At 68.9% G+C, this 19,567-nt stretch carries 22 protein-coding genes and 1 pseudogene; 14 read left to right on the top strand and 9 right to left on the bottom strand.

Features of this window, described 5'->3' with window-relative positions:
- Positions 1 to 375 precede the first annotated feature (375 nt).
- A complete protein-coding gene (locus tag ABD366_RS27240) occupies positions 376 to 1,062 on the top strand; it encodes a hypothetical protein (protein WP_324765686.1) in 687 nt (228 codons plus the stop codon).
- On the top strand, positions 1,059 to 1,439 hold the full coding sequence (locus ABD366_RS27235; RefSeq protein ID WP_324765687.1) for a GntR family transcriptional regulator: 381 nt from the start codon (positions 1,059 to 1,061) through the stop codon (positions 1,437 to 1,439). Before ABD366_RS27240 ends, ABD366_RS27235 begins: the two co-directional genes overlap by 4 nt.
- A gap of 230 nt (positions 1,440 to 1,669) precedes the next feature.
- On the opposite strand, the gene ABD366_RS27230 is transcribed toward ABD366_RS27235, so the two are convergent.
- A complete protein-coding gene (locus ABD366_RS27230) occupies positions 1,670 to 2,095 on the bottom strand; it encodes a pyridoxamine 5'-phosphate oxidase family protein (RefSeq protein WP_324765688.1) in 426 nt (141 codons plus the stop codon).
- A gap of 155 nt (positions 2,096 to 2,250) precedes the next feature.
- Here ABD366_RS27230 and thpR point away from each other — a divergent pair, with 155 nt between their 5' ends.
- The 3 genes from thpR (at position 2,251) to ABD366_RS27215 (ending at position 4,492) form a co-directional block, all read left to right on the top strand.
- Positions 2,251 to 2,922, top strand: a complete 672-nt coding sequence (gene thpR, locus ABD366_RS27225; protein WP_324765689.1) for an RNA 2',3'-cyclic phosphodiesterase — start codon at positions 2,251 to 2,253, stop codon at positions 2,920 to 2,922.
- A gap of 316 nt (positions 2,923 to 3,238) precedes the next feature.
- The gene (locus tag ABD366_RS27220) at positions 3,239 to 3,505 is read left to right on the top strand and encodes a hypothetical protein (protein ID WP_324765690.1); all 267 of its coding nucleotides are present in this window, start codon (positions 3,239 to 3,241) and stop codon (positions 3,503 to 3,505) included.
- Between the two features lie 471 nt (positions 3,506 to 3,976).
- Positions 3,977 to 4,492, top strand: coding sequence for a hypothetical protein (locus ABD366_RS27215; protein ID WP_324765691.1), 516 nt, complete (start codon positions 3,977 to 3,979; stop codon positions 4,490 to 4,492).
- 695 nt (positions 4,493 to 5,187) lie between these two features.
- Here ABD366_RS27215 and ABD366_RS27210 read toward each other — a convergent pair.
- Positions 5,188 to 5,862 carry a TetR/AcrR family transcriptional regulator gene (locus tag ABD366_RS27210; RefSeq protein WP_324765692.1) on the bottom strand — a complete coding sequence of 225 codons (675 nt, stop codon included), beginning with the start codon at positions 5,860 to 5,862 and terminating at the stop codon, positions 5,188 to 5,190.
- A gap of 425 nt (positions 5,863 to 6,287) precedes the next feature.
- Between ABD366_RS27210 and ABD366_RS27205 the strand changes: the two genes are divergently transcribed.
- Complete coding sequence (locus tag ABD366_RS27205) at positions 6,288 to 7,229, top strand: oxidoreductase (protein WP_324765693.1); 942 nt, start codon at positions 6,288 to 6,290, stop codon at positions 7,227 to 7,229.
- 28 nt (positions 7,230 to 7,257) lie between these two features.
- On the opposite strand, the gene ABD366_RS27200 is transcribed toward ABD366_RS27205, so the two are convergent.
- The 3 genes and pseudogenes from ABD366_RS27200 to ABD366_RS43510 all read right to left on the bottom strand — a co-directional run.
- Positions 7,258 to 7,908, bottom strand: coding sequence for an SMI1/KNR4 family protein (locus tag ABD366_RS27200; RefSeq protein ID WP_324765694.1), 651 nt, complete (start codon positions 7,906 to 7,908; stop codon positions 7,258 to 7,260).
- Between the two features lie 19 nt (positions 7,909 to 7,927).
- Complete coding sequence (locus ABD366_RS43515; RefSeq protein ID WP_411293599.1) at positions 7,928 to 8,065, bottom strand: hypothetical protein; 138 nt, start codon at positions 8,063 to 8,065, stop codon at positions 7,928 to 7,930.
- 74 nt (positions 8,066 to 8,139) lie between these two features.
- A pseudogene (locus tag ABD366_RS43510) lies at positions 8,140 to 8,325 on the bottom strand (SUKH-3 domain-containing protein); the annotation flags it as partial.
- 363 nt (positions 8,326 to 8,688) lie between these two features.
- Here ABD366_RS43510 and ABD366_RS27190 point away from each other — a divergent pair.
- The 4 genes from ABD366_RS27190 to ABD366_RS27175 all read left to right on the top strand — a co-directional run bounded on the left by ABD366_RS27190 (position 8,689) and on the right by ABD366_RS27175 (position 11,516).
- Positions 8,689 to 9,285, top strand: a complete 597-nt coding sequence (locus ABD366_RS27190) for a GH25 family lysozyme (protein WP_324765695.1) — start codon at positions 8,689 to 8,691, stop codon at positions 9,283 to 9,285.
- Positions 9,286 to 9,634: 349 nt separating this feature from the next.
- Entirely contained in the window at positions 9,635 to 10,237 is a 603-nt protein-coding gene (locus tag ABD366_RS27185) for an RNA polymerase sigma factor (protein ID WP_324765696.1), read from the top strand.
- 2 nt (positions 10,238 to 10,239) lie between these two features.
- Complete coding sequence (locus ABD366_RS27180) at positions 10,240 to 11,184, top strand: CU044_5270 family protein (protein ID WP_324765697.1); 945 nt, start codon at positions 10,240 to 10,242, stop codon at positions 11,182 to 11,184.
- Positions 11,178 to 11,516 (top strand): pentapeptide repeat-containing protein, encoded by a 339-nt coding sequence (locus ABD366_RS27175; protein ID WP_344442660.1) that lies wholly within the window; start codon positions 11,178 to 11,180, stop codon positions 11,514 to 11,516. Before ABD366_RS27180 ends, ABD366_RS27175 begins: the two co-directional genes overlap by 7 nt.
- A gap of 536 nt (positions 11,517 to 12,052) precedes the next feature.
- Here ABD366_RS27175 and ABD366_RS27170 read toward each other — a convergent pair.
- Positions 12,053 to 12,574 (bottom strand): hypothetical protein, encoded by a 522-nt coding sequence (locus ABD366_RS27170; protein ID WP_324765698.1) that lies wholly within the window; start codon positions 12,572 to 12,574, stop codon positions 12,053 to 12,055.
- 299 nt (positions 12,575 to 12,873) lie between these two features.
- Between ABD366_RS27170 and ABD366_RS27165 the strand changes: the two genes are divergently transcribed.
- Entirely contained in the window at positions 12,874 to 13,398 is a 525-nt protein-coding gene (locus tag ABD366_RS27165; RefSeq protein ID WP_324765699.1) for a DUF6584 family protein, read from the top strand.
- Positions 13,399 to 13,964: 566 nt separating this feature from the next.
- Here ABD366_RS27165 and ABD366_RS27160 read toward each other — a convergent pair.
- Positions 13,965 to 14,711 (bottom strand): SDR family oxidoreductase, encoded by a 747-nt coding sequence (locus tag ABD366_RS27160; RefSeq protein ID WP_324765700.1) that lies wholly within the window; start codon positions 14,709 to 14,711, stop codon positions 13,965 to 13,967.
- 92 nt (positions 14,712 to 14,803) lie between these two features.
- Between ABD366_RS27160 and ABD366_RS27155 the strand changes: the two genes are divergently transcribed.
- Positions 14,804 to 15,412, top strand: coding sequence for a TetR/AcrR family transcriptional regulator (locus ABD366_RS27155; RefSeq protein WP_324765701.1), 609 nt, complete (start codon positions 14,804 to 14,806; stop codon positions 15,410 to 15,412).
- A 757-nt stretch (positions 15,413 to 16,169) separates the two neighbouring features.
- Positions 16,170 to 16,532, top strand: coding sequence for a CbrC family protein (locus tag ABD366_RS27150; protein WP_344442625.1), 363 nt, complete (start codon positions 16,170 to 16,172; stop codon positions 16,530 to 16,532).
- Here ABD366_RS27150 and ABD366_RS27145 read toward each other — a convergent pair.
- Both ABD366_RS27145 and ABD366_RS27140 read right to left on the bottom strand, forming a co-directional pair.
- Positions 16,430 to 17,188 (bottom strand): dienelactone hydrolase family protein, encoded by a 759-nt coding sequence (locus ABD366_RS27145; protein ID WP_324765703.1) that lies wholly within the window; start codon positions 17,186 to 17,188, stop codon positions 16,430 to 16,432. The genes ABD366_RS27150 and ABD366_RS27145 overlap by 103 nt on opposite strands.
- Before the next feature lie 480 nt (positions 17,189 to 17,668).
- Positions 17,669 to 17,944: a hypothetical protein gene (locus ABD366_RS27140; RefSeq protein WP_324765704.1), complete on the bottom strand. Its 276-nt coding sequence runs from the start codon at positions 17,942 to 17,944 to the stop codon at positions 17,669 to 17,671.
- 468 nt (positions 17,945 to 18,412) lie between these two features.
- Here ABD366_RS27140 and ABD366_RS27135 point away from each other — a divergent pair, with 468 nt between their 5' ends.
- Positions 18,413 to 19,396: a TauD/TfdA family dioxygenase gene (locus tag ABD366_RS27135; protein ID WP_324765919.1), complete on the top strand. Its 984-nt coding sequence runs from the start codon at positions 18,413 to 18,415 to the stop codon at positions 19,394 to 19,396.
- Positions 19,397 to 19,567: the final 171 nt, after the last annotated feature.

Here is a 19,567-nt window from a genome sequence, read left to right as displayed (position 1 = left end):
TCCTCCCTCATACCGCCCAGGCCTTCACCGCATCCCCCCCGGCACGCCACCGCGTTGCCCGCCGGATACGGGACCCGTGTCGCGGCGCGGGCCCGGACGACAGCGAGGGCGGTGCACGCTTGTACCAAGCACTTGACACATTGACCTCCGCGGGGCAACTTGTGTCAGAGACTTGATACAAGTGCTGGAGGTTCAGTGTCCCTGCCGTTCAACGCAACCCTGGCCGCCCCCTTCGCCATAGGAACAATCGTGGTGTTGTGCACCGGGCGCCGCGGAGAATTCCCACTCGAGGACACGCTCGGGCGGTATCACCGGCGCGCGCAAACTTGGCGACGAGTCGGCCTGATCGTAGGCCTGGCCACAGCCGTCGTTCTCATGTACGGCGGCCTCGGCCCGGATCCCTGGCTGGCCGGCCCAGTCTTCGGCGCCTGCGTCGTAGCCGCGGTTCTGGCCAGTGAACTCCTCATCACGCGCCCCACGGGGGCGGTCCGCACGGCAGGACTGACGCCTCGCCGAGTACGGGACTACCTCCCCCGGCGCCACGGCCCCCTGCTCGGGCTGCTCCTCGTGGCGCAGGCTGCGGTGGCCGCCGCCCTCATGACAGTGACCAGCCGGATGGCCGCCTCCGGCAGCCTCCTGAGCTACTCCTGCCCGAACGGCTCCGTCATGGAGATTCCAAGAGCAGCCCTGTCGCCGGCCCTGGGCGTGCTCGTCTCGGTCGTCGGCGGAGGGGGCGTGTGCCTGCTCGCCCTACGCAAAATCGCGGCTCGGCCCGCGCTTCCCACGAGTTCGCCATCACGCACGATGGACAACGCACTGCGCGCAGCCTCGACCGAAGCGGTGACCCTGGCATGGGGATGCCTGGTGGCCTCATCGCTGCTCGCCTCCGCCCTGCTGGCCAACGCCTACACCGACGTACTGGCCACCGCCCCGTGCAACGTCTCGGGGCTGCTGCCCTTCCAGGTCACCTCCTACCTCCTGATCGCCGGATCCGCAGCCGCACTCATCCACCTCCTGGTCCACCTGGCACGCCTGTCCACAGCGCGGAAGGCCGCCGCATGAACCAACCGACCGTGCGTGTGGACACCTCCAGTCCCGTCCCCCCGTACGAACAGGTGCGGCTGCAGTTGGCCGACCTCATCCTCGGCGGCCATCTGGCGGCGAACGACCGGCTTCCGGCCGTACGACAGCTGGCAGCAGACCTGGGGCTGGCAGCAGGCACCGTCGCCCGCGCCTACCGGGAACTGGAAGCCGCCGACCTGGTCATCAGCCGGAGCGGAGCAGGAACACGCGTCACCCCACGCCCCGCACGCTCCCGCGAGACACAGCTGGCAGAGGCCGCCCACACGTACATCGCAGACGGGCGTCGCGCAGGGGCAACCGACGATCAACTGCTCACAGCCGTCCGCATCGCTCTCTCCGGCCCCTCTCCGAGCTGAAGCCACATACTCAGAGGCCGGCGACGCGAAAGGTGCAGCTCCTGGCCCAGGAAAACCTGTGCCCAGCGCGGTTGCTCGACGAACGGAACGGCTTCGGATAGGTCATCGCGAAGACACGTTGCCACGGCTGTGGGACGCCGCAAGGTCTGTCGCGCGAGACGGCTTGTGGGCAGCGGCCTTTACGCCGGCGGGTTGCTCTGCGAGCACCCCCGAACGCCTGCCCTGACCGGTCAGACGCTGCCGAGGTCGGAGGAGAGCCAGCGCTCCGGGCGGACCGTGATGATGACCGCTTCGCCGTGGGTCGCCTCGGCGAACTCGATGTAGCCGTCGACCTTCTCGGGCGGCAGATAGCGCGTAGCCATCTCGGTCAGATGCGCGCGGGTGGCGGGGACCGTGGAGATCACCGGGCCCTCGACGGACACGTAGCGGACGGTCGGCTCGACGCGGTCGACCATGAGCGTGAACCGGCCTGTCTTCGCGATGAGTTCATGCTTGCGCGAGCCCTTGACGGTGTGGATCCAGATGTCGCCGCCGGGCGCGTACTGGTACCAGATCGGCACGGTCAGTGGCGCCCTTCCCTCGCCCGCGTCGACGGCCAGGGCCGCGATGTGCGGCTCGGCGAGGAATTGCTCACGCTCTTCGCGGGTCAGGGCCATGGAACTGCTCCTTCGGAGGTGGATGCCACTGCGGTCACGCGGTCGGGCGGTTCGGTCCTGCATCCTGCACAAGGCCCCGGGCGACCGTCCTATTCCGCCGTCGCCGAAGTCCGGGCACGCGGGAGGACGGCGAACGCATGAGGTAGAAAACATCCGTGACCGAACCGCCTCAGACCGCTGCCCAGCACGCGTTCATCGCCCTCGCGCCGCCCGACCATGCGAAGAACGAGCTGGCGCACGCGCTGAGCCCGGCCTACGCCGCCCATCCCGGCCTGCGCTGGAACCGCATCGAGGACTGGCACATCACCCTGGCCTTCCTGGGCGAGCTGCCGGTGGACGTCGTCCACCGCCTTCGTTCACCCCTCGCCGACCTGGCGGCCGCCCGCCCCTCTCTCGAACTGGCACTGCTCGGGGGCGGACACTTCGACGGGCGGGTGCTGTGGAGCGGCATCGAGGGCGATCTCGACGGACTGCACGAGCTGGCCGCGGCAGTAAGGGCGCGGATCAGGGACTGCGACGTCGCCTTCGCCGAACGTCCGCTGCGCCCCCACCTCACGCTGGCCCGCGCTCGCCGCTACGACAACGCGTCCGTGACGGCGGCGGCCACCTGCCTCGACGGCTTCACCGGAAGCCCCTGGCGGACCGAACGCCTCCACCTGGTCGGCAGCACGATAAGAGGCCATTCGGGCCCGCGGCGCTATCAGGACATCGACGCATGGACCCTGGTCACCGTCCCGAGCTGTGGAACAGGCTCGGGCCCCCACCGCACAACGGCCCCTGGGCCGCATCGTTCCGGAGCGCCGCGCCCTCTCACCGACCGGAGGTAGGGCGAAAGGGAGCCCCCTCCCCCTCAGAACCCGGCACCGCACTCCGATGAAGACGCACGCGACACCACCGTGGGGCGCGTGCAGGGGGCGTACGCCGACGGTCATCTGTCGCACGAGGAGCCGGGACCGACCACCGCGACCTCAGCGTCCGCGCCCACATCCAGCTCTAGGCCCCCATCGTCCTTCTCTAGGACCATCGCAACACCCACCGGACGGCCGGGATGCGCCGGTACGCGGACGAGCAGGAATGGCTCACCATCGTGGTTGTCTCATCCCGAGAAGGTCAGTAACGCAGTCCTATTAGAATCCCGCCTCGATGAACAAACGTGTGCAGTTCACCGAACAGGTGGCGCGATTCCGTGACTACATGCCGGCCGCAGATCGAGAGAAGTTTCTGCGTCTGGTCGACAGGATCGCGGCTGAGCCCTTCGGCGCCGGCAGTCACCTGGCCTACACGAACGACGCCGTGACGCGCTCGGCCTGGGAAGACAGCGTCATGGTCCACTACGTCGTGACGAGCTTCTTCGTGGTCGTCATCGAGACCGACATCTACGACGCTTCGCGTGGCTTCAACGAGGTGTAGCCGGCCATGTTCACGTGTACGCGGGTCGGCTGGCTGCTCTGGCCCCGGTACAGCTCCTGGCGATGGCTCAGGAGGAGGGGTCCTTCCGCCTGTGGATGATCCGCAATAGCGCATTGCGGCAGTTTGCACCGCTGCAGCCAAACGAGGGGGACGAAAGCTCTTGTACCTGATGATCAGACCCCGTTCCCGACGACCTCTGGGAGCATCGCTCCGCTCCGCTACTGCCACCAGCGCCCGAGCGACGCCGCCGTCATCCGATTAGAGTGCGGTTCCTTTGAATGGATGATCGATTCGATCGCGCGAGCCGCAGATATCAGTGGCCGTTATGAGGCGTCGGCGTAGGCCGGCCGAACTCCTGCGAGTACGCGAGGAAGAGAGCTCGGTGCTGAAATCTCGGAAGGGATCCTTCCGCGCAGATCGATAGTTAGTGTCCGTCACATGACAATTATAAGGAAGTTTCAGGCGCGCCGGATGACAGTGGCACTGATCGGCGCGGCGGCCGCGATGGTGCTGGGTGTGGGCGGGGCGATCGCCGTGACGGACCAGGGCGGAGCGGCCTCCGGCCCTACCGCTGTGTCCGCGGATCCGTCCGACGGAGGAGGAAGCGTCGGTGCCGACACCGGCGGCGGTGACGGCGGCCCCGTTGGTGTGTCGGGCGGAACCGACGGCGGTGACTCCGACGGCAGTGGCGGCGTGGCCGGTGGCGTCTCGGGCGGTACGGATGCGGGAGGCTCGGCCGGTACGGATACGGGAGGCTCGGGCGGTACGGATGCGGGAGGCTCGGGCGGTACGGACCCGACCCCGGAGCCGTCCGATCCCCCGGCCCCCACGGACGTGCCCACCACGCCTCCCACGGCCCCCGCGGACCTCGACGAACTGGCGAAACGCATCGACGGTCTCGAGAAGAAGGTCGATGAACTGCCCACCAAGAAGGATCTGGCCGACGCCCTCCGCGCCTTCGCCGACACGCTGGAGCAGCAGGACTGAGCCACCCGGTGCGCCGCGCGCCGCAAAACCGTCGCTTCCGGGAGACGGACCGCGGCGGGCGGCGAGTGCGACGTTCTGGATACGCGGCGTCCGCTCGGCCCCTTCCGTGAACTCGTCGGAGGTGCGGGCAGTGTCTTAGGCGAGCTGGGACAGGCACAGTGGGAGGACGGGGTGGCCGTGCTGGCCCGAACCGAGCAGAGCGGTCTGCTGACCGTGACCCCCGAGCGCGCCGGCTTTCGGCACGAGCTGATCCGGCGGGCCGTCGCCGAGCCGCTGCCCGGCGCATGGCGGATCGCATTGAACCGAGACGTACTTGACGCCCTCCCCGCCCGGGCCAGGCGGACTGCAACGCACCCCAGACGCCACGTTGCCCCGTTCCCCTTCGCAGGATCCTGGCTCATGCAACTTGTCGTGGGCGTTGATCGATTCGGCCGGCTCGCGACATCCGCTGCCCTGGCGGGATGTTGCCGGTGTGCGACGACGTATTGAAACGGCTGCCGCAGCTGAACGTTGTGGAGGTCGGTGCGGTCGGAGAGTTCGGACAGGACAAGAGTCGGGACTGCGCGCCGTTGCAGGAGCCGGTGGCGGCGGAGGCACCGGTGGAGACCGAAGTGCGGGCGGTGGGGGCGACCATGGTGCCGCACCCATGATGATGACGGGCGCGGATGCAGCAAGGCGAAGGGGGCAGAACGGGCTCAGGCGGAGGCGCGGGCGATCGTGCCCACGATGAGCGTGGCCAGCATGTCCTGCAGGGCAGTCACGAAGTCCAGCTTGAACGCGGTGAGTGAGGCGTCGGCTTCGTAGGCAGCGAGCATCGCCGGGGAGGGCCGCGCGTGCGTCCACACGGCACCGACGGCCATGATCATGGCTGCGGTCAACTGCGGTGCGCTGTCGCCCAGCTCAGGAAGCTGCTGATGGGCCAAGGCCGCGATGTCGGCGACGTTGGCCACGGCCGCGCGCTTGTAGCGGGCGGCCACCTGCGGGGAAACGTTGTGTTCCAGCACGCCCGCCTGCGCGCTCAACAGGTCACACAGGACCCGCCGTTGGGCGAGGGAGCCCGCGATGACGGCGGCGAACTGCTCTGCACGCCGGCTCACCGGAGCGTCCTGGTCGATACCGGCGTGCACAAGGGCAGGCAAGTCGGCCACCCACTGCCGCCAGGCGCGGTCGAGCAGTTCCAGCAGGATCGCCTCACGCGATTCGAAATAGCGCAGCACATTGGACTTCGCCAGCCCGACACGGCGGCTCAGCTCGTTCAGGCTGATCTCGCCGATGGGCATCTCCTCGAGCATGGCGGCGGTGGTGTCGAGGATGGCCCGGCGCCGTGCCTCACGCTGCTCCTCACTGCGCGCGCGCTGGAAGTTCGTCATGCCCCCAGATTACAGACAGCCGGTCTTTTGACATCAGACCAGCGGTCTCCTAAGTTGGGTGCACAGACAACAGACCACCGGTCTGAAAGGGGGCAGGTCTCGGGTTGCACACCAGGATTGACGCCCTTCATTTACGAAGTCGTCGGCGGGGGCCGTCCCGACGTTGTCGTCGACCAACTTCGGGCGGCCGACACGATCTGGAGCAGCAACAGCCCGGGAGAACACAGCGGCACCGACGCCTGCTGGAAGTTCATGACGGCCCAGTGCCGCCGGCGCCTGCAGCGGCATGCGCCTGAACCTGATCCAGGTCGCCGCCGAATCCTTCGCCGAGGACACCCTCGGCACGCTCTCCGACTCGGCACCACGACCCTGCCGAGCACCGCATGCGGAGCACACCATCAACGAACCCAAGGAGCGAGGCCACGGTGAACCACTGGACTCCCGACGACATCCCCGACCAGACCGGCCGCACCGCGCTGATCACCGGCGGAAACGGCGGGATCGGACTCGAGACCGCCCGCGCGCTCGCCCGGCACGGAGCCCGCGTCATCCTGGCCGGCCGCAGCCGGACCAAGCTGGACCGGGCCGCAGAGGCCGTACGCGCCGCGACCCCCGAGGCCCGGACGGACACCCTCGTGCTCGACCTCTCCGACCTCTCCTCCGTCCGCGACGCGGCCACCCGGATCGCCGAGACCGAGACGGTCGACCTGCTCCTCAACAACGCCGGCGTGATGAACCTGCCCGAGCGGCGAACCACCCACGACGGCCTCGAGATGACGGTCGGCACCAATCACCTCGGCCACTTCGCCTTCGACGCCCAGGTCTGGCCCGCCGTGCGCCGCTCGTCCGCACCGCGCGTGGTCACCGTCAGCGCCATCGCGGCACGATGGCCGATGGGCAGGCTGGACGACCTGATGAGCGAAAAGAGCTACCGCGCCATGGGCGCCTACGCCAAGTCCAAGCGCGCCAACATCGTCTACGCCCTCGAACTCGCGCGCCGCACCGCAAGCAGCCCCGTCGAGGCGCTCGTCGTCCACCCGGGGTCGGCGATGACCGGCCTGCAGCAGCACGGCACCGGCACCCTGAGCCGCATGGCCACTCCCATAGCCGCACGCCTCCTCATGGGCTCGGCCGAGGGCGCCGCCTGGCCCTTGCTGTACGCGGCGACCGGCCCCTACGCCCAGTCGGGCCAGTTCATCGGCCCCGCCGGACGGGACCAGACCTCCGGCACCCCCAAGCCCGCCAAACTCCCCACAGGCGCCGACGACCCCGCACAGGGCAGACGGCTGTGGGCGTCGAGCGAACAGCTCACAGGTGTCCCCTTCGACCTCGAGGCCGAGGCCGCTGTCCAAGAAGTGGTCTCATAGGGTGCCGCTGTGACGAGAGCGGTGCGTCTCACATGCCGCGGTCTGGGCCGTACCAAGGTTCGGGGCGTTCGTCAGAGGACATCGGAAGTCGCTGCAACTGCACGGGGCCGGGGTAGAAGGCTGCACGGTTGGGCCCGCTCATGTCTTCGCCGATGAGGTAGCGGTAGATCCATTCCGCGAAGCTCATGTGGTGCTCTGCCCAGGTTTCGTCATAGTTCACCAGGAGTCTCGGAGCGTCGGGAGCAGCGAGCAGGAAGATGGTCTCTCCCCGGTCGGTGCCGGCGATCGGCCACAGCCCGTTGCGGGTGCCAAAGCGCAGCTCGTCGAGTCCGAAGAGCTGACGGGGGTCCTCGTCCGCGTCGAGATCGAGGTCGTCCCACGGAACCTTGGACCACGCCGTGATCTTGTTGCGGATGTTTTGGCCCAGGTTCCATCGTTCGGTCGCGGGGTGGGCGAGGTACAGATGCCCGTTGATCTGGGTGGGGGCGAATGCGTCCACGAGGGCCCTGTAGTCGGTGGGAAGTTGTATGCCGAGCTCTGCGTGGAGACGGTCCCAGGCAGCCGGGTCCGCGTAGCGGTTCTGGGCCGGGCCGAGCATCGCCATCACGGCAGCCAGGTAGTCAGTCATGGGTTCCTCGACGGTGTACGCGGTGCGGTCCATCGCGTCGGGCCGCGCCATAGGAGCCGTACTTTACGGATCACGACGAGTTGCTGACCGTCGCAAGTCTGCGGTAGCGGATCAGAGCGGCGGCGATTCCGGCGAAGGCGAGGAAGTGTCCTGCCTTGCGTCCGTAGAGACGGTGCAGGCGGCAGCATCCGGCAAGCCAGGCGACCATCCGCTCCACGGTCCAGCGATGAGGCCCCAGGCACTGGAAGGCCTCGACGCCCTTGCGCGCGATGCGCGGGGTGATGTTCCCGGGCCGCCGACGCTCACGGTCAGCCCTCCGAACTCCTGGAGAAACTTCTCGGCAGCGTCATGCATGACGATGCCGACCGCTTCGAACCTGGACCGCCAGCCGATCGTGTCGACCCGCCTGCCCGCATTCCATCCCGAAGCCTCCAGGACCTCAAGCACCTCCGGTGACCACTCCCTCATGACAGGCCCAGTCCCCCAGCGTGAAGCATGACGCGATCATCCCAGCAGAAGACCCCAGAGAGAACAGCGTGTGACCGCACCACAAGAAGAAGTGGACCAGAGCCTCAGGAACCGACACAGCCGGCATATCCGCTGCGGCGGACCTGTGCGGCGGGCGACGCCTGCAGCGGGTTACCCCGGGCGCCACGGGCCAGCGACACGGACGGTTCCAGATACACGGCGAGCGAAGGTCGGGCAGAGACCTCCAGGATCCGCGCCCGAAGACCAATCCTGGTGTGCGGAGACCGGCGCCGCGGGTGATCGCAGCCAACACCGGGCATCATCCGGGCAGCGCCCGGCCCGGAATACGGCGAGGAGCACCGCATGCTGCACGGCCTCCACCTCAACGCCTACCAGCCACCCTCCTACCCCACCGACGACCATGCGTTCGTCTTCCTCCAGGCAACCGAAGGCCGCACTCACACCAACCCGCGCCTCGAAGCCCTGACCCGCACCGCCCGCCGCGCCCACCTCGTCGTCGGCTTCTGCCACTTCCTCCTGCCGGGCCGCCCGCGCGCCCAGGCCCGCCACTTCCTCACCCACATCCCGGACCGGGACGGTGACGTCCTGATCGTGGACTGGGAAACCACCGCGGATGGCAGCCGGGCCACCAGCCAGGACAAGGACCGCTTCATCCGCCGCCTGAAGAAACTGCGGCCCCGCCGCCGGATCGTCCTGTACGCCACCTACGACACCTGGCTGCAGACCAACTCCGGCGCCTACGACGCGGACGGCCTGTGGATCGCCGACCACACCACCCCCGGCGAACCCCGCATCCAAAGCGACTGGCTCTTCCACCAGTACACCGGCCACCCCCACGGCCAGAACGTCGCCCGCTTCCCCGACACCAACGCCCTGCACCACTGGGCCAACACCCCAGGCCCCCTCACCGTGCCGCCCACCACCCCGAAGGTTCTGTAGCGCGATCGGCGCGGCGGCCGGCGGCCGGCGGCCGGGCAGTCTGCGGCCAGGCAGTCTGCGCACGAGGAGACGGCGCCCACCTCAACACCGGCGCCGAGACGTCCCCCTGCCACCTCGTCACCGCGCCGCTGCCGGCGTTGGCAGCCGCGACCGGCGTTCAACACGAAGCTCATCACCGCGCCGAGGCGCAGCATTCCCATCAGCAGCATCACCGCGCCGACCATCACCGTCAACCGTCAGCAGCCGCGTTCCGTCCGCCCCAAGGGGCCCGTGAGGGACGTGAACCATTTCGCCGCGTGCGGGGAACAGCGGGTGACAGGCTCAACTCCCGCCCACGGACGGAGGACCCGTGACCGGACCACCCGCGACTGATCCCGCTGACGACAGCGATGCCCGGATCATCGCAGGCTCCCTGGAACAACCGGAGCAGTTCGCCCGGCTCTACGACCGGTACGCCGCCGACATCCACCGCTATGCCGCCCGCCGGCTCGGTGACCACGCGGCCGACGACGTAACCGCCGACACCTTCCTGACGGCGTTCCGCGCCCGCGGCCGCTACGACACTGCCCGGGCCGGCGCGCGGCCGTGGCTGTACGGGATCGCGGCGCACCTCATTGGCAAACAGCGCCGTGGCGAAGTACGTGCTCTGCGCGCGCTCGCCCGTACGGGACACGATCCCATCGCCGCTTGCTGGGTCGACGACACCGATCGCCGTCTCGCCGCGCAGGGACCGCTCGCCGCCGCCCTGGCCGCGCTGTCCGCCGGGGACCGGCATGTGCTGCTGCTGGTGGCCTGGGCCGACCTGACCTATCAGGAAGTCGCCGAGGCGCTCGGCATCCCCGTCGGGACAGTGCGGTCCCGGCTCAACCGGGCCCGCCGCAAGGTGCGGGCCGCACTGGGCGCCGACCCGGCGTTCCGCACCGACATGAGCGATGTACCGGAGGTGATCTGACCGTGCGGATCGACGAGATGGACAGGGTGCGGGCTTTTCGTGACGAAGCCCCCGATGCCGACCGGGCCCGGCTCGCCGTGGCACGGCGCGCCCTGCTCGACGGCATGGATGCCGGGCGCCGTCGTAAGCGGATGCGGGCCAACTGGCGCTTGGCGGCCGTGGGCGTCGCCGCGGTGCTGACGGCGGCCGCGACCGTGGGCCCCCATCTTTTGAACGACGACGGCGCCGCGCTGCCCGCCGCCCCGCCACCCGCGTACGTGCTCGACCTCGGCAGCGCCAAACCGGTCCTGCGCGAGGCCGCCGACGCCGTCGCCGACGATCCGGTGCCGCAGCCGCACGCCGGGCAGTGGGCCTACAGCAAGGTCTACGAGATCCGGTCGCAGGCGGACGGCCCCGACGAGGAGAAGGGCGGGCCCCGGGTGGCGGAGAGCTGGTTGCGCTACGACGACCCGAAGTTCGAGAACGGGCACGCCGGCGATGACCATTCACCGCGTGAGATGTTCCGCTTCCTGGCAGCTCTGCCGGGCAGTGACCCGGCCGAGGTCAAGCAGCGCGCCAAAAACTTTTACGCCGGCGGTTCGGCGGAAGGGGAAACCTCGACGCAGCACGTGTACCGAGCGCTGAGGGTCCTCGTCTCGCGGGCCAACCCTGCCCATCCGAAGGGTCTGGCCGCCGCTTACCGGGCGCTTGCCACCGTCCCCGGGGTACGGGCCGTGCGCACGATCGACGCGCTGGGCCGCGACTCGATCGGGATCACGCTCCCCGACAAACGCACGCCAGACCAGCGAGTGATGGTGTTCTTCGACCCCAAGACCTACCGCTACAGCGGCGAAGGGCTGCTGAAGCGATACGGCGACCACTGGAAGTCGGTCAGTGAGCCAGGCCGGGTCTCGGCCCTGCTCGCGTCCGGCCTCGTCGACAAGAAGGGAGACCGCCCCGCATCCTGAGCGGGTGCGAGCCTCCGACCCGCTGCTCGTTCAGCGGGGTCGATCTACGCCACGCCACCCTGGACGGGTGTTGGTTCAAGTTCTGTGACTTCAGCGGGGCAGACCTGCGCGGGGCTTCACTGCGCGAGGTCAGCCTGGCCGGATGCGATCTGCGGGGTGCCGACCTGCGCGACACCGATCTGACCGACGCCAGGTTCGGAAGCGTGCACACTGGCGTGCCACCGCTCGGGCTGACCTGCGTCACCGGTGCCCGGTTCGAAGGAGCGTCCTTGCGCAACGTTCGAGCGGAAGGCGTCATCGGGTGGCCACCCGGGCACGGCGCGAACGAGTAGGGCCTGCCGGGCGGCGCGATCAAGATCTACAGCGCGGGTACTCCGCAGCCGGACATCACCGTGCGCCCCGGCACTGGCCCGTACCCGTTCCGCTGAGGTGCCGAGTAACGATCACACGCTGCCGTCGCACACCGACCGGTTGTTGAGTCTGTGCCGTTTTCCGCAGATGCCGGCGCACAGGACGGTCAGGCTCCGGCTGTCCGTCCAGGAAAGCTTTCACGACGCCCGGCCCCTCCTGGTGCGAGGGGGCCGAGCGGTGAACGCCAACACGCGCCCGTGATACGGGCGTTGACAGCTCGAAAGTCAAAAAGGGCCGCACCCTTTACAGAATGCGGCCCCTTCAAGCGGCCCCTTCAGAGGCCCCTTCAATTGGGTCACCCGACCGCACGCTGAGTCGCGTGCCAAGGCGGGAGCTTCGGCCGCGATGCCCGCCCAGGGCTCCCGACCTGGGTCATCGGGTCGGGAGCCCTGGGGAAGTGCCGTTCCCGGCGACGGAAGCAGCACTCGTCACCTCTGCCGTGCTACGAACGCTCAGTTCAGCAGGGCCGGATGTGGTAGACGGGAGTCCACGAGGCCGTGCCGGTGGCCTTGGCCACGTTCGACCAGCGCTCGCTGCCGTTGGAGTTGTAGAAGCGGGCTCTGGTGCCTGAGGTCTGGTTGTTGTTGAAGACGCCGTCGCCGATACCGTAGAAGTCGTAGTAGCCGCAGTAGTAGTAGTCCCAGGTGCTGCCCTGGCCGTCCTGGATGCACAGATGGCCGTTGCTGCAGGCGATGGCCGCGCTGAACTTCCCCGGCGCGGCGAGCGTCAGGGTGCCGCCGGGAATGGCGAGCTTGTTGGCTCCGATCTGACGGGAGTCGGCCTGCCTGGCGAGCGCGGCGTCCACCTTCCGCTGCAGCTGCGCCGCCTGCGAGTTGGTCAGACCCGCGTCGTGTGCCTGCTGTGCGTACGCGGCCTGCTGGCTGCCGATGGTGGTGGCCGAGGCGTTACCGGCCAGGACCGGACCCGCGACCAGCGCCGCGATGGCGGACGAGACCGCCGCTAGCTTGCGCAAGGACATACTGTTTCCCCCTCTGTTGTGGGCGCGCCCGGGTCAGTGGACGCGCCTCTCATCGTGACGGAAGCATGCCAAGTGCTGTAGTGGGGGAATCGGTCATGCCGCGTTGCACCTGGGGCTGAGGTGGGCGCACTTCGGCCCCATGCAGCGCCAATGTTCGGGATGCCGAATCAGCAGGACACCGCACCGACGCCTTGACTACGACGCCGCCGCTCAGGCCGCCGCGGCACACACCGGCAGGCGCAACCGACCAGCACCAAAACCGGTCGACGTAGATCTGTGCGGTAGTTGATCATGCGTTCATGCCTTTGCAAGAGACCCTTGCCCGAGTCGATGCGGACCTGGCCGCCGGCCGGGTTCCCCTCGCGCGCCAACGACTGCGCGGTCTCCTCTCGTCCTTCCCGCACGACTTGTCGCTCCGCCGTCGCCTGGCTGAGGTGTACCGGCTTTACGGTGATGCCGCTGAGGCGGGGCGTTGGATGTATCTCGAAGAGGACCGTGACGCCGAGGAGAGCACCGCCTTCGAGTCGCGCTACGGGTCTTTCGGGCGACGGATGAAGGCCCTTGCCTGGCACGGCCCCGAGGCAAGGGCCGCCACCGCCTTCGCGCAGGAGCAACTGACCGGCGTACGGGCCGCCTGCGCCGAGGAGTTGGGACACCCCGTCGACTGGGACGACCCCGCCTCCTACCAGGACGGCCCCACCGGACACGAGGCTGCCTCCCAGCGCTTCACGGTCGGCGGTGTGCTGGCGGGTATCGGCTGTCTGACCCTGGCTCTCTTGTTCCTGGCGATCTGGGTGATCGGGCTCGTTTCCCTCTTCGACTGACTCACCGCACCGGTACCTGTGAAGCGCCGCGGGATGTGTGAGGGCGCTGAGGATACGGGGGCGGTGCGCTAAGTGCTCGTAGGTGTCCAGGACCAGCAGCAGCTCCCGGCCGGTCAGATGCTTCGCCAGCACCTCGGTCATCGGGCGCGTGGTCCGATCGGCGAGCGGCAGCGCCTCCGCGGTGGCGTGCGGCAACAGAGCGCCCCGCCGGCGCAGCGGCGAGAGTTCCACCAGCCACGCTCCGTCGCGGAAGCGGAGCTGCAGCGCGGCGGCGGCATTCGGCGCCACCCTGGTCTTGCCCACACCGCCGAACCCGGTGCTCGAGTGTCCGCTGTCATCCAAGCGCGGCGCTGGACAGTGAACCCAGTCGTTCCGGCTTCCTTTCCGGCGAACCCAGTCGTACGAGGCGGCGCTCGGGGTGCTGGATGCCGGGTGGCCCTACCGGTCAGGGTAGATCTTGGGCTCCGTGTCCGGCCCGGGCGTGCCGCGCGGATCCTCGTGTGGGTCAGGTGACGTGTCGCGGGCCGGGAATCGCCCGCGACAGGTCGCGACTTCGCGTGGCGGGGTCAGAACTGGTTCTCGCCGCCGTTGACGTGCAGGGTGGTGCCGAGCATGAAACTGCTGTCCGCGGAGGCGAGGAAGGCCACCGCGGCGGCGACCTCCTCCGGGCGCCCCCTGCGGCCGATCGGCACTCCCGCTATGAGTTCCGCCTTGATGGCGGCCGCGTTCTCCTCGCCGATGGCGATGTCGGCTCCGGGGGTGTCGATCGCGCCCGGCGCGACCGTGTTGACTCGAATGCCCCTGCCCTTCAGCTCGTTGGCCCAGGTCCGCGCGAGGGACCGGATCGCGGCCTTCGACGCCGCGTACAGGCCGAAGGCCTCCCGGCCGTCGTCGGCGCGGACGGAGTCGTTCAGGATCACCGAGGCGCCGTCGTTGAGCAGCGGCAATGCCTTCTGCACGGTGAGCAGTGTGCCCCGGACGTTGACGCCGAAGATCTGGTCGAACTGTTCCTGGGTGGCCTGCGCCAGCGGGGCGAGTGTGGCCATGCCCGCATTGGCGAAGAGCACGTCCAGACCCCGGCCCCGGTCGCGGATCTCGTCGTACAGCCGGTCCAGGTCGGCCGGCTCCGCTATGTCGCCCTGCACCGCGGTGACCGCGGAGCCGATCGACTCGACGGCCCTGTCGAGGGCGTCCTTGCGCCGGCCGGTGATGAAGACATGGGCGCCCTCGGACGCCAGCCGCGCGGCGGTGGCCAAGCCGATTCCTGTGCTGCCACCGGTGACGACGGCGGTCTTGCCTTGCAGCTGTCCCATTGCTTGAACTCCCGAAAATTAGATACCGATCGGTGCAGAAGAAGACCGTAGCACTTCTGCACCGATCGGTATCGAGGCGGTATGGTGTAGCCGTGGAGATCAACCGAAGAGCGCCTGTCGGCCGCCCGCGAGGCTTCGACGCCGACGAGGCCCTGGAACGGGCGATGACGGTCTTCTGGGAACAGGGTTATGAAGGCGCCAGCCTGACCGACCTGACCAGCGCCATGGGCGTCACCCGCAAGAGCATGTACGCGGCCTTCGGCAACAAGGAGACGCTGTTCCGCAAAGCCCTGGAGCGCTACACCGAAGGCCCCGCCGCCTATGCGGCCCGCGCGCTGGAGAAACCGAGCGCCCGGGAGGTGGCCACGGCGTTCCTCGTCGGCGCGGTCAGCACGACCACCCGCCCCGGCTTCCCCGTCGGGTGCCTGGGCGTGCAGGGCTCGCTGGCCGCCGGCGACTCCGGACGGGTCGCCCAGGACGCTCTGATCGCCTGGCGCGAGGACGGCCGTGCCCGCCTCCGCCACCGGTTCCAGCAGGCCATCGACACGGGTGATCTGCCCGCGGACGCGGACGCGGAACTGCTCGCCCGATACGTCATGACCGTGGCGAACGGCATCGCCGTTCAGGCCGCCAGCGGCGCCAGCCGCTCCGAACTCCAGCAGGTGGCCGACGCGGCGTTGCGAAACTGGCCGCCCGTCTGACAGCGGAAGCCTGTCGCAACGGCAGAAGCGTGTCGCAACCGCGGGAGCGTGTCGCAACCGCGGAAGCGAGGAACCGCACCCACCTTGCCATCGTCGGCCATCACGAGCACCCGCTTCGAAATGAAGTCAGTCGCCGCAGGTCGTAGGACCGCTCTCGGCTGACTTCGCTGCCCACGGACATCAAGGTTCAGTGCGCCAGGGCACTACCAGGGCACTTCGGCAGTCTTCGCGTCAATCGCGTCAATGCCCGTGCCCTCCCCGTCCACTGCAGCAGAGCCGGGCGTACTCAGCCAGGCGCGCCCTCCCTTTCGCGGCGTGACCGAGCCGGCCCGCGCCCCCGCCGAGCTGCGGCACACCAGCCGACTGTGGTGAGAGACGTTCCCGCCGGCTTCGCTTCAGCGTCGGCTGCCGGTCGGAAGTGTGCTGCAGTTCACGGGCTACGGCGCCCGTGGGCGGAACACTGCGCAGGGGTGCGGCGTTGGAGGGAGTGTGGCTGCGGAGGGGACAGTGTCCCCGGGCCTCACCCATAGCCCATGGGGACGATCGTCCGGCTGAAGCCCCATGGAGCCTTTCGCCGCGAGGCGACCGCCCTCCGCGCGCCACACCACAGCGGCCCTGGCTGGTCTCCCCCGTCCAGCCAGGGCTTCTTTGTGTCCGGTGGTGTGAGCAACGTGCCCTGCGAGCGGGCCCGGGCGGCTACGGGCACGGACAACCCGGGTGCACGGCGGGCAGTCGCAGGCATCGCTGTCAGTACCTCATGCCACAGTCATCCGCCATGGACACGGGCCTGTTCTGGCAGCTCATCGAAAGGGCGCGCGCAACCGATACGCCGCTCGGCCCGGTCGCAACCGGAGCGATCAGCGCCGGCAGCGAGACCTGCGCCTGCCGCGGCCAGGCACAGGGATGGATCTACACCGCGGGCTTCTCCACCGCACACGACGTCGTGGGCTGCCTCTACCTCTGGTGCATCGCTGACGGCACAGCAACCGCACGATTCGAGAGCGAGTTCACCGGCTCCTACGGGCTGGGGCACACCCTCAGATCCTCCGTCACGGGCAGGCACTCGGCGAGCAGGTCGACGACGTCGCGCCAGGCTCGCCGCGCATGCTGCGGGTGGTAGCCGACCCCGGGGACCATGGGGTGGTCGACCGGTGGGTGGTGGAAGGCGTGCAAGGCGCCGCCGTAGACCGTGAGGCGCCAGTCGACGCCCGCACCCTGCATCTCGGCGGTGAACGCGTTCCGTTGCGCGGGCGGCATGATCGGGTCTTCCGACCCGACCCCGGCCCACACCGGGCAGCGAATGCGCGCTGCCTCGCCCGTTCGGCCCGTGGTCAGTGCGTTGACTGTCGCGATCGCGCGCAGGTTGACGCCGTCGCGCCCGAGTTCCAGTCCTACGGCGCCCCCGGTGCCGTAGCCGACGGCGGCGATCCGGTCGGGGTCGGTCCGCGGTTCGGCGCGCAACACGTCGAGCGCCGCATGGCCGATGCCCCGCATCCGGTCGGGATCGGCGAGCAGCGGCATGCAACGGGCCAGCATCACCTCGGGGTCGCCCAAATAGCGCCCGCCGTGGAGGTCGAAGGCCAGCGCCACGTATCCCAGCTCGGCGAGTGCATCGGCCCGACGGCGCTCGACATCGCTGAGCCCCACCCCCTCGGGCCCGAGCAGCACCGCGGGCCGGCGGTCGACACCGGCCGGGAGCGCGAGATGCCCGATCATCGTCAAACCGTCGGCCGGATACTCGACCGTACGCGTCGTAAACGTCGCAAACGCCGTCATGCGACTGGACTGTAGTGATCGTCGAACCCCGTCCGGCCGCTGTTCTGCCGCTGGCAGAACAGACGATTTTCACTGGCCTCGCTGCTGTTTGGCCCTGGTCTGCGCGAGGCGTGTTGCTCTGCTGGCCACCGAACAAGGCGCGGCCGTCGATGTCGTCGGCCAGAAAGGTGACGGGCAAGCCGATGGCGAGGCCCGGCCGGGACGACTGCCCGCCGGTGGGCGGGTCGAAGCTGTGGGTCGCGAGGTAACGCTGTAAGCGCGCAGCGCTACGGCAGCCATCGTGATGACGCGTAGAGCCCCGCCGCGACGGGGGATGCACGGCGGGGCTCTACGCAGCGAGTGCCCCATGCCGGTTCGGATATGCGCCCGCTGCCACCCTGCCAGCGCCCCTCCGGCACTGAGACCCTGTGCCTGCACGCCGGCCGCATCACAGTGACGAGCACGGCGACGGCCGCGGAGAGCAGCTGGTTGATCGCCTATTCAGGATCGGACAGATCCCTCGACGAAGTAGTCCAGTCCTGACCTGAATTCCAGTCGGGGAACGGCGGCCAGCACGTGGAGCTGCACGTCATGGGTCACTTCGTAGGCCGCGCAGGCAAGCCACTCGTCCGTCCCCGTCGGGGTCGGACGGCGGTCGAAGAGGTCACGGATTCCCATGATCTCTTCTCGGCTGAGCTCGGTGACGTGAACCGGGTGTTCGTCGGTGTCCCACCCGGTCAGTTCCCAGACGAGTCGGTCGGAGGTCGTGTCATTCACACCAAAACAATAGATGCGCAGGTGAAGAGGGCCGCTGGCCTCCCGCCCTCGATGGCCGCCGGACCCGCGGGCGCGCTTTCCGCTACGACACCGAGAGCCGATGCTACGAACCGTACGGCGGCACCGGTGTCCGACCGGAGGCAGGCCTGCATGCCTGCAAGCCCCTGCGAAGAACGCCGGCAACACTTTCTGCCGACTCGGTGGAGGAACACTGGACCCAGGCCGTCACGAATGAACGTCAGGGACCGCAGCGCCGCCCGCCCCTGGTCAGCAACGACCTCAGAGTGGGTGGCCGCTGGCCCGCGCACTGGAACCGCGGGCTGCCTACGGCGCGGGTCTCCGCGAAATGTGGCCGGAATCCAGCAAAGCCCTGGTCCAGCCCCCAGAGGCGGGGCTTGGGCCGCTGGGCCGCGCCCCACCAAGGGTTGCCCAGCGCGGCGACGCGGAAAGAGTTGAAGCGTGACGTTGATGACTCTCGACAGCGGCATCACCACCCTCGACGAGACACCCATCGCACTCCCCTGGCCGCGCTTCAGCTGCCCCTGCCCGGATTGTCGGCACCCGGGCTCCTTCCAGAAGACCGCCGAAAGCACGTATTGGGTGGACTGGCTGCTCGACCACGCCTGGGACCGCGGCGACAGCGAACAGTTCATCAAAGAGACCCTCCGGGACAGCGCCACACCCGGCGCGGCGGACATGCGCCCGCACCAGGCCGCGGACTTCCATGCCGGACTCGGCCCTTGGACCTATGACCTCTTCACCCACGGTTTCGCTCTGCCGCGCGACACCACCGTGCCGCAACTGGAGCGGTTGCTCGCCGAGTTCGACCCCGTCCATCACACCGAATACGGCAGATACACCGACGTCACCGCGGTGCCGGAGACCGAGGACCTCTCCGAAATGTCCCTCACTTTGACCGCCCACACCGACTACCCCTACCGGACGGTCGGCCCGCTGCTGGAATTCTGCTACTTCGTCGAAAACGAGGCGATAGGCGGCGAGTTCTACTTTCTCGACGGATTCAAGGCGGTCGAGGACTTCCGCACAGTGCACCCCTCCTGGTTCACCCTGCTCGCCGAGACACCCGTGGAGTTCGAGCAGCTCTACACCAGCCACCACTACCTCTACCTCTACCGCCTGCGCCGCCCCGTCACCACCGTCGGCCCCGACGAGCCCATCGCGATCGTCGGCATGTCCTGCCGCCTGCCCGGCGGCGTCACCGGCCCCGACTCCCTGTGGCGCCTGTGCTCCGAGTCCTACCGGATCACCAGACGGTTCGAAGCCGGCGAGTGCCTGGCCTTGCGCAACACCCGCATCCTGCACGGGCGCCACGCCTTCAACCCCCACAGCGGCACCCGCCGCCTCGTCACCGCCTACATCCCCTGGGACCAACCAGAAGCCCGCACCCGCTTCCACCGCGAAAGCCCGCACTACCATCCCCCAGCCGTATAGCGGCGCCACCAGACCGGCGCCCACACACGGACCGCGCCCCGGGGTGAGTCGGCATCGGGAAGCCTCCTCGCGTGCGGTCGAAGCGAGTTCCCAGCAAGCCCTGCGCCTGTCCGTCAGCGGTCGGAAGGAGTGAGGAGTGGGATGGATGCCATACAAGTAGGAGTGATCGGG

The sequence above is a fragment of the Streptomyces kunmingensis genome, from assembly GCF_039533535.1.
GTDB lineage: Bacteria > Actinomycetota > Actinomycetes > Streptomycetales > Streptomycetaceae > Streptomyces > Streptomyces kunmingensis.
The sequence above is the reverse complement of the archived record's forward strand: the minus strand, read 5'-3'. Positions and strand labels throughout refer to the sequence as shown.

Excerpts from the sequence above, each read along its gene's own strand:
- ABD366_RS27150 (WP_344442625.1), top strand. The coding sequence starts at position 16,170 with ATGCCACAGTCATCCGCCATGGACACGGGCCTGTTCTGGCAGCTCATC.
- ABD366_RS27230 (WP_324765688.1), bottom strand. The coding sequence starts at position 2,095 with ATGGCCCTGACCCGCGAAGAGCGTGAGCAATTCCTCGCCGAGCCGCAC.
- ABD366_RS27220 (WP_324765690.1), top strand. The coding sequence starts at position 3,239 with ATGAACAAACGTGTGCAGTTCACCGAACAGGTGGCGCGATTCCGTGAC.
- ABD366_RS27135 (WP_324765919.1), top strand. The coding sequence starts at position 18,413 with ATGACTCTCGACAGCGGCATCACCACCCTCGACGAGACACCCATCGCA.
- ABD366_RS27215 (WP_324765691.1), top strand. The coding sequence starts at position 3,977 with ATGACAGTGGCACTGATCGGCGCGGCGGCCGCGATGGTGCTGGGTGTG.
- ABD366_RS27200 (WP_324765694.1), bottom strand. The coding sequence starts at position 7,908 with ATGGCGCGGCCCGACGCGATGGACCGCACCGCGTACACCGTCGAGGAA.
- ABD366_RS27145 (WP_324765703.1), bottom strand. The coding sequence starts at position 17,188 with ATGACGGCGTTTGCGACGTTTACGACGCGTACGGTCGAGTATCCGGCC.
- ABD366_RS27160 (WP_324765700.1), bottom strand. The coding sequence starts at position 14,711 with ATGGGACAGCTGCAAGGCAAGACCGCCGTCGTCACCGGTGGCAGCACA.
- ABD366_RS27240 (WP_324765686.1), top strand. The coding sequence starts at position 376 with ATGTACGGCGGCCTCGGCCCGGATCCCTGGCTGGCCGGCCCAGTCTTC.
- ABD366_RS27170 (WP_324765698.1), bottom strand. The coding sequence starts at position 12,574 with ATGTCCTTGCGCAAGCTAGCGGCGGTCTCGTCCGCCATCGCGGCGCTG.
- ABD366_RS27190 (WP_324765695.1), top strand. The coding sequence starts at position 8,689 with ATGCTGCACGGCCTCCACCTCAACGCCTACCAGCCACCCTCCTACCCC.
- ABD366_RS27210 (WP_324765692.1), bottom strand. The coding sequence starts at position 5,862 with ATGACGAACTTCCAGCGCGCGCGCAGTGAGGAGCAGCGTGAGGCACGG.
- ABD366_RS43515 (WP_411293599.1), bottom strand. The coding sequence starts at position 8,065 with ATGGTCGCCTGGCTTGCCGGATGCTGCCGCCTGCACCGTCTCTACGGA.
- ABD366_RS27165 (WP_324765699.1), top strand. The coding sequence starts at position 12,874 with ATGCCTTTGCAAGAGACCCTTGCCCGAGTCGATGCGGACCTGGCCGCC.
- ABD366_RS27235 (WP_324765687.1), top strand. The coding sequence starts at position 1,059 with ATGAACCAACCGACCGTGCGTGTGGACACCTCCAGTCCCGTCCCCCCG.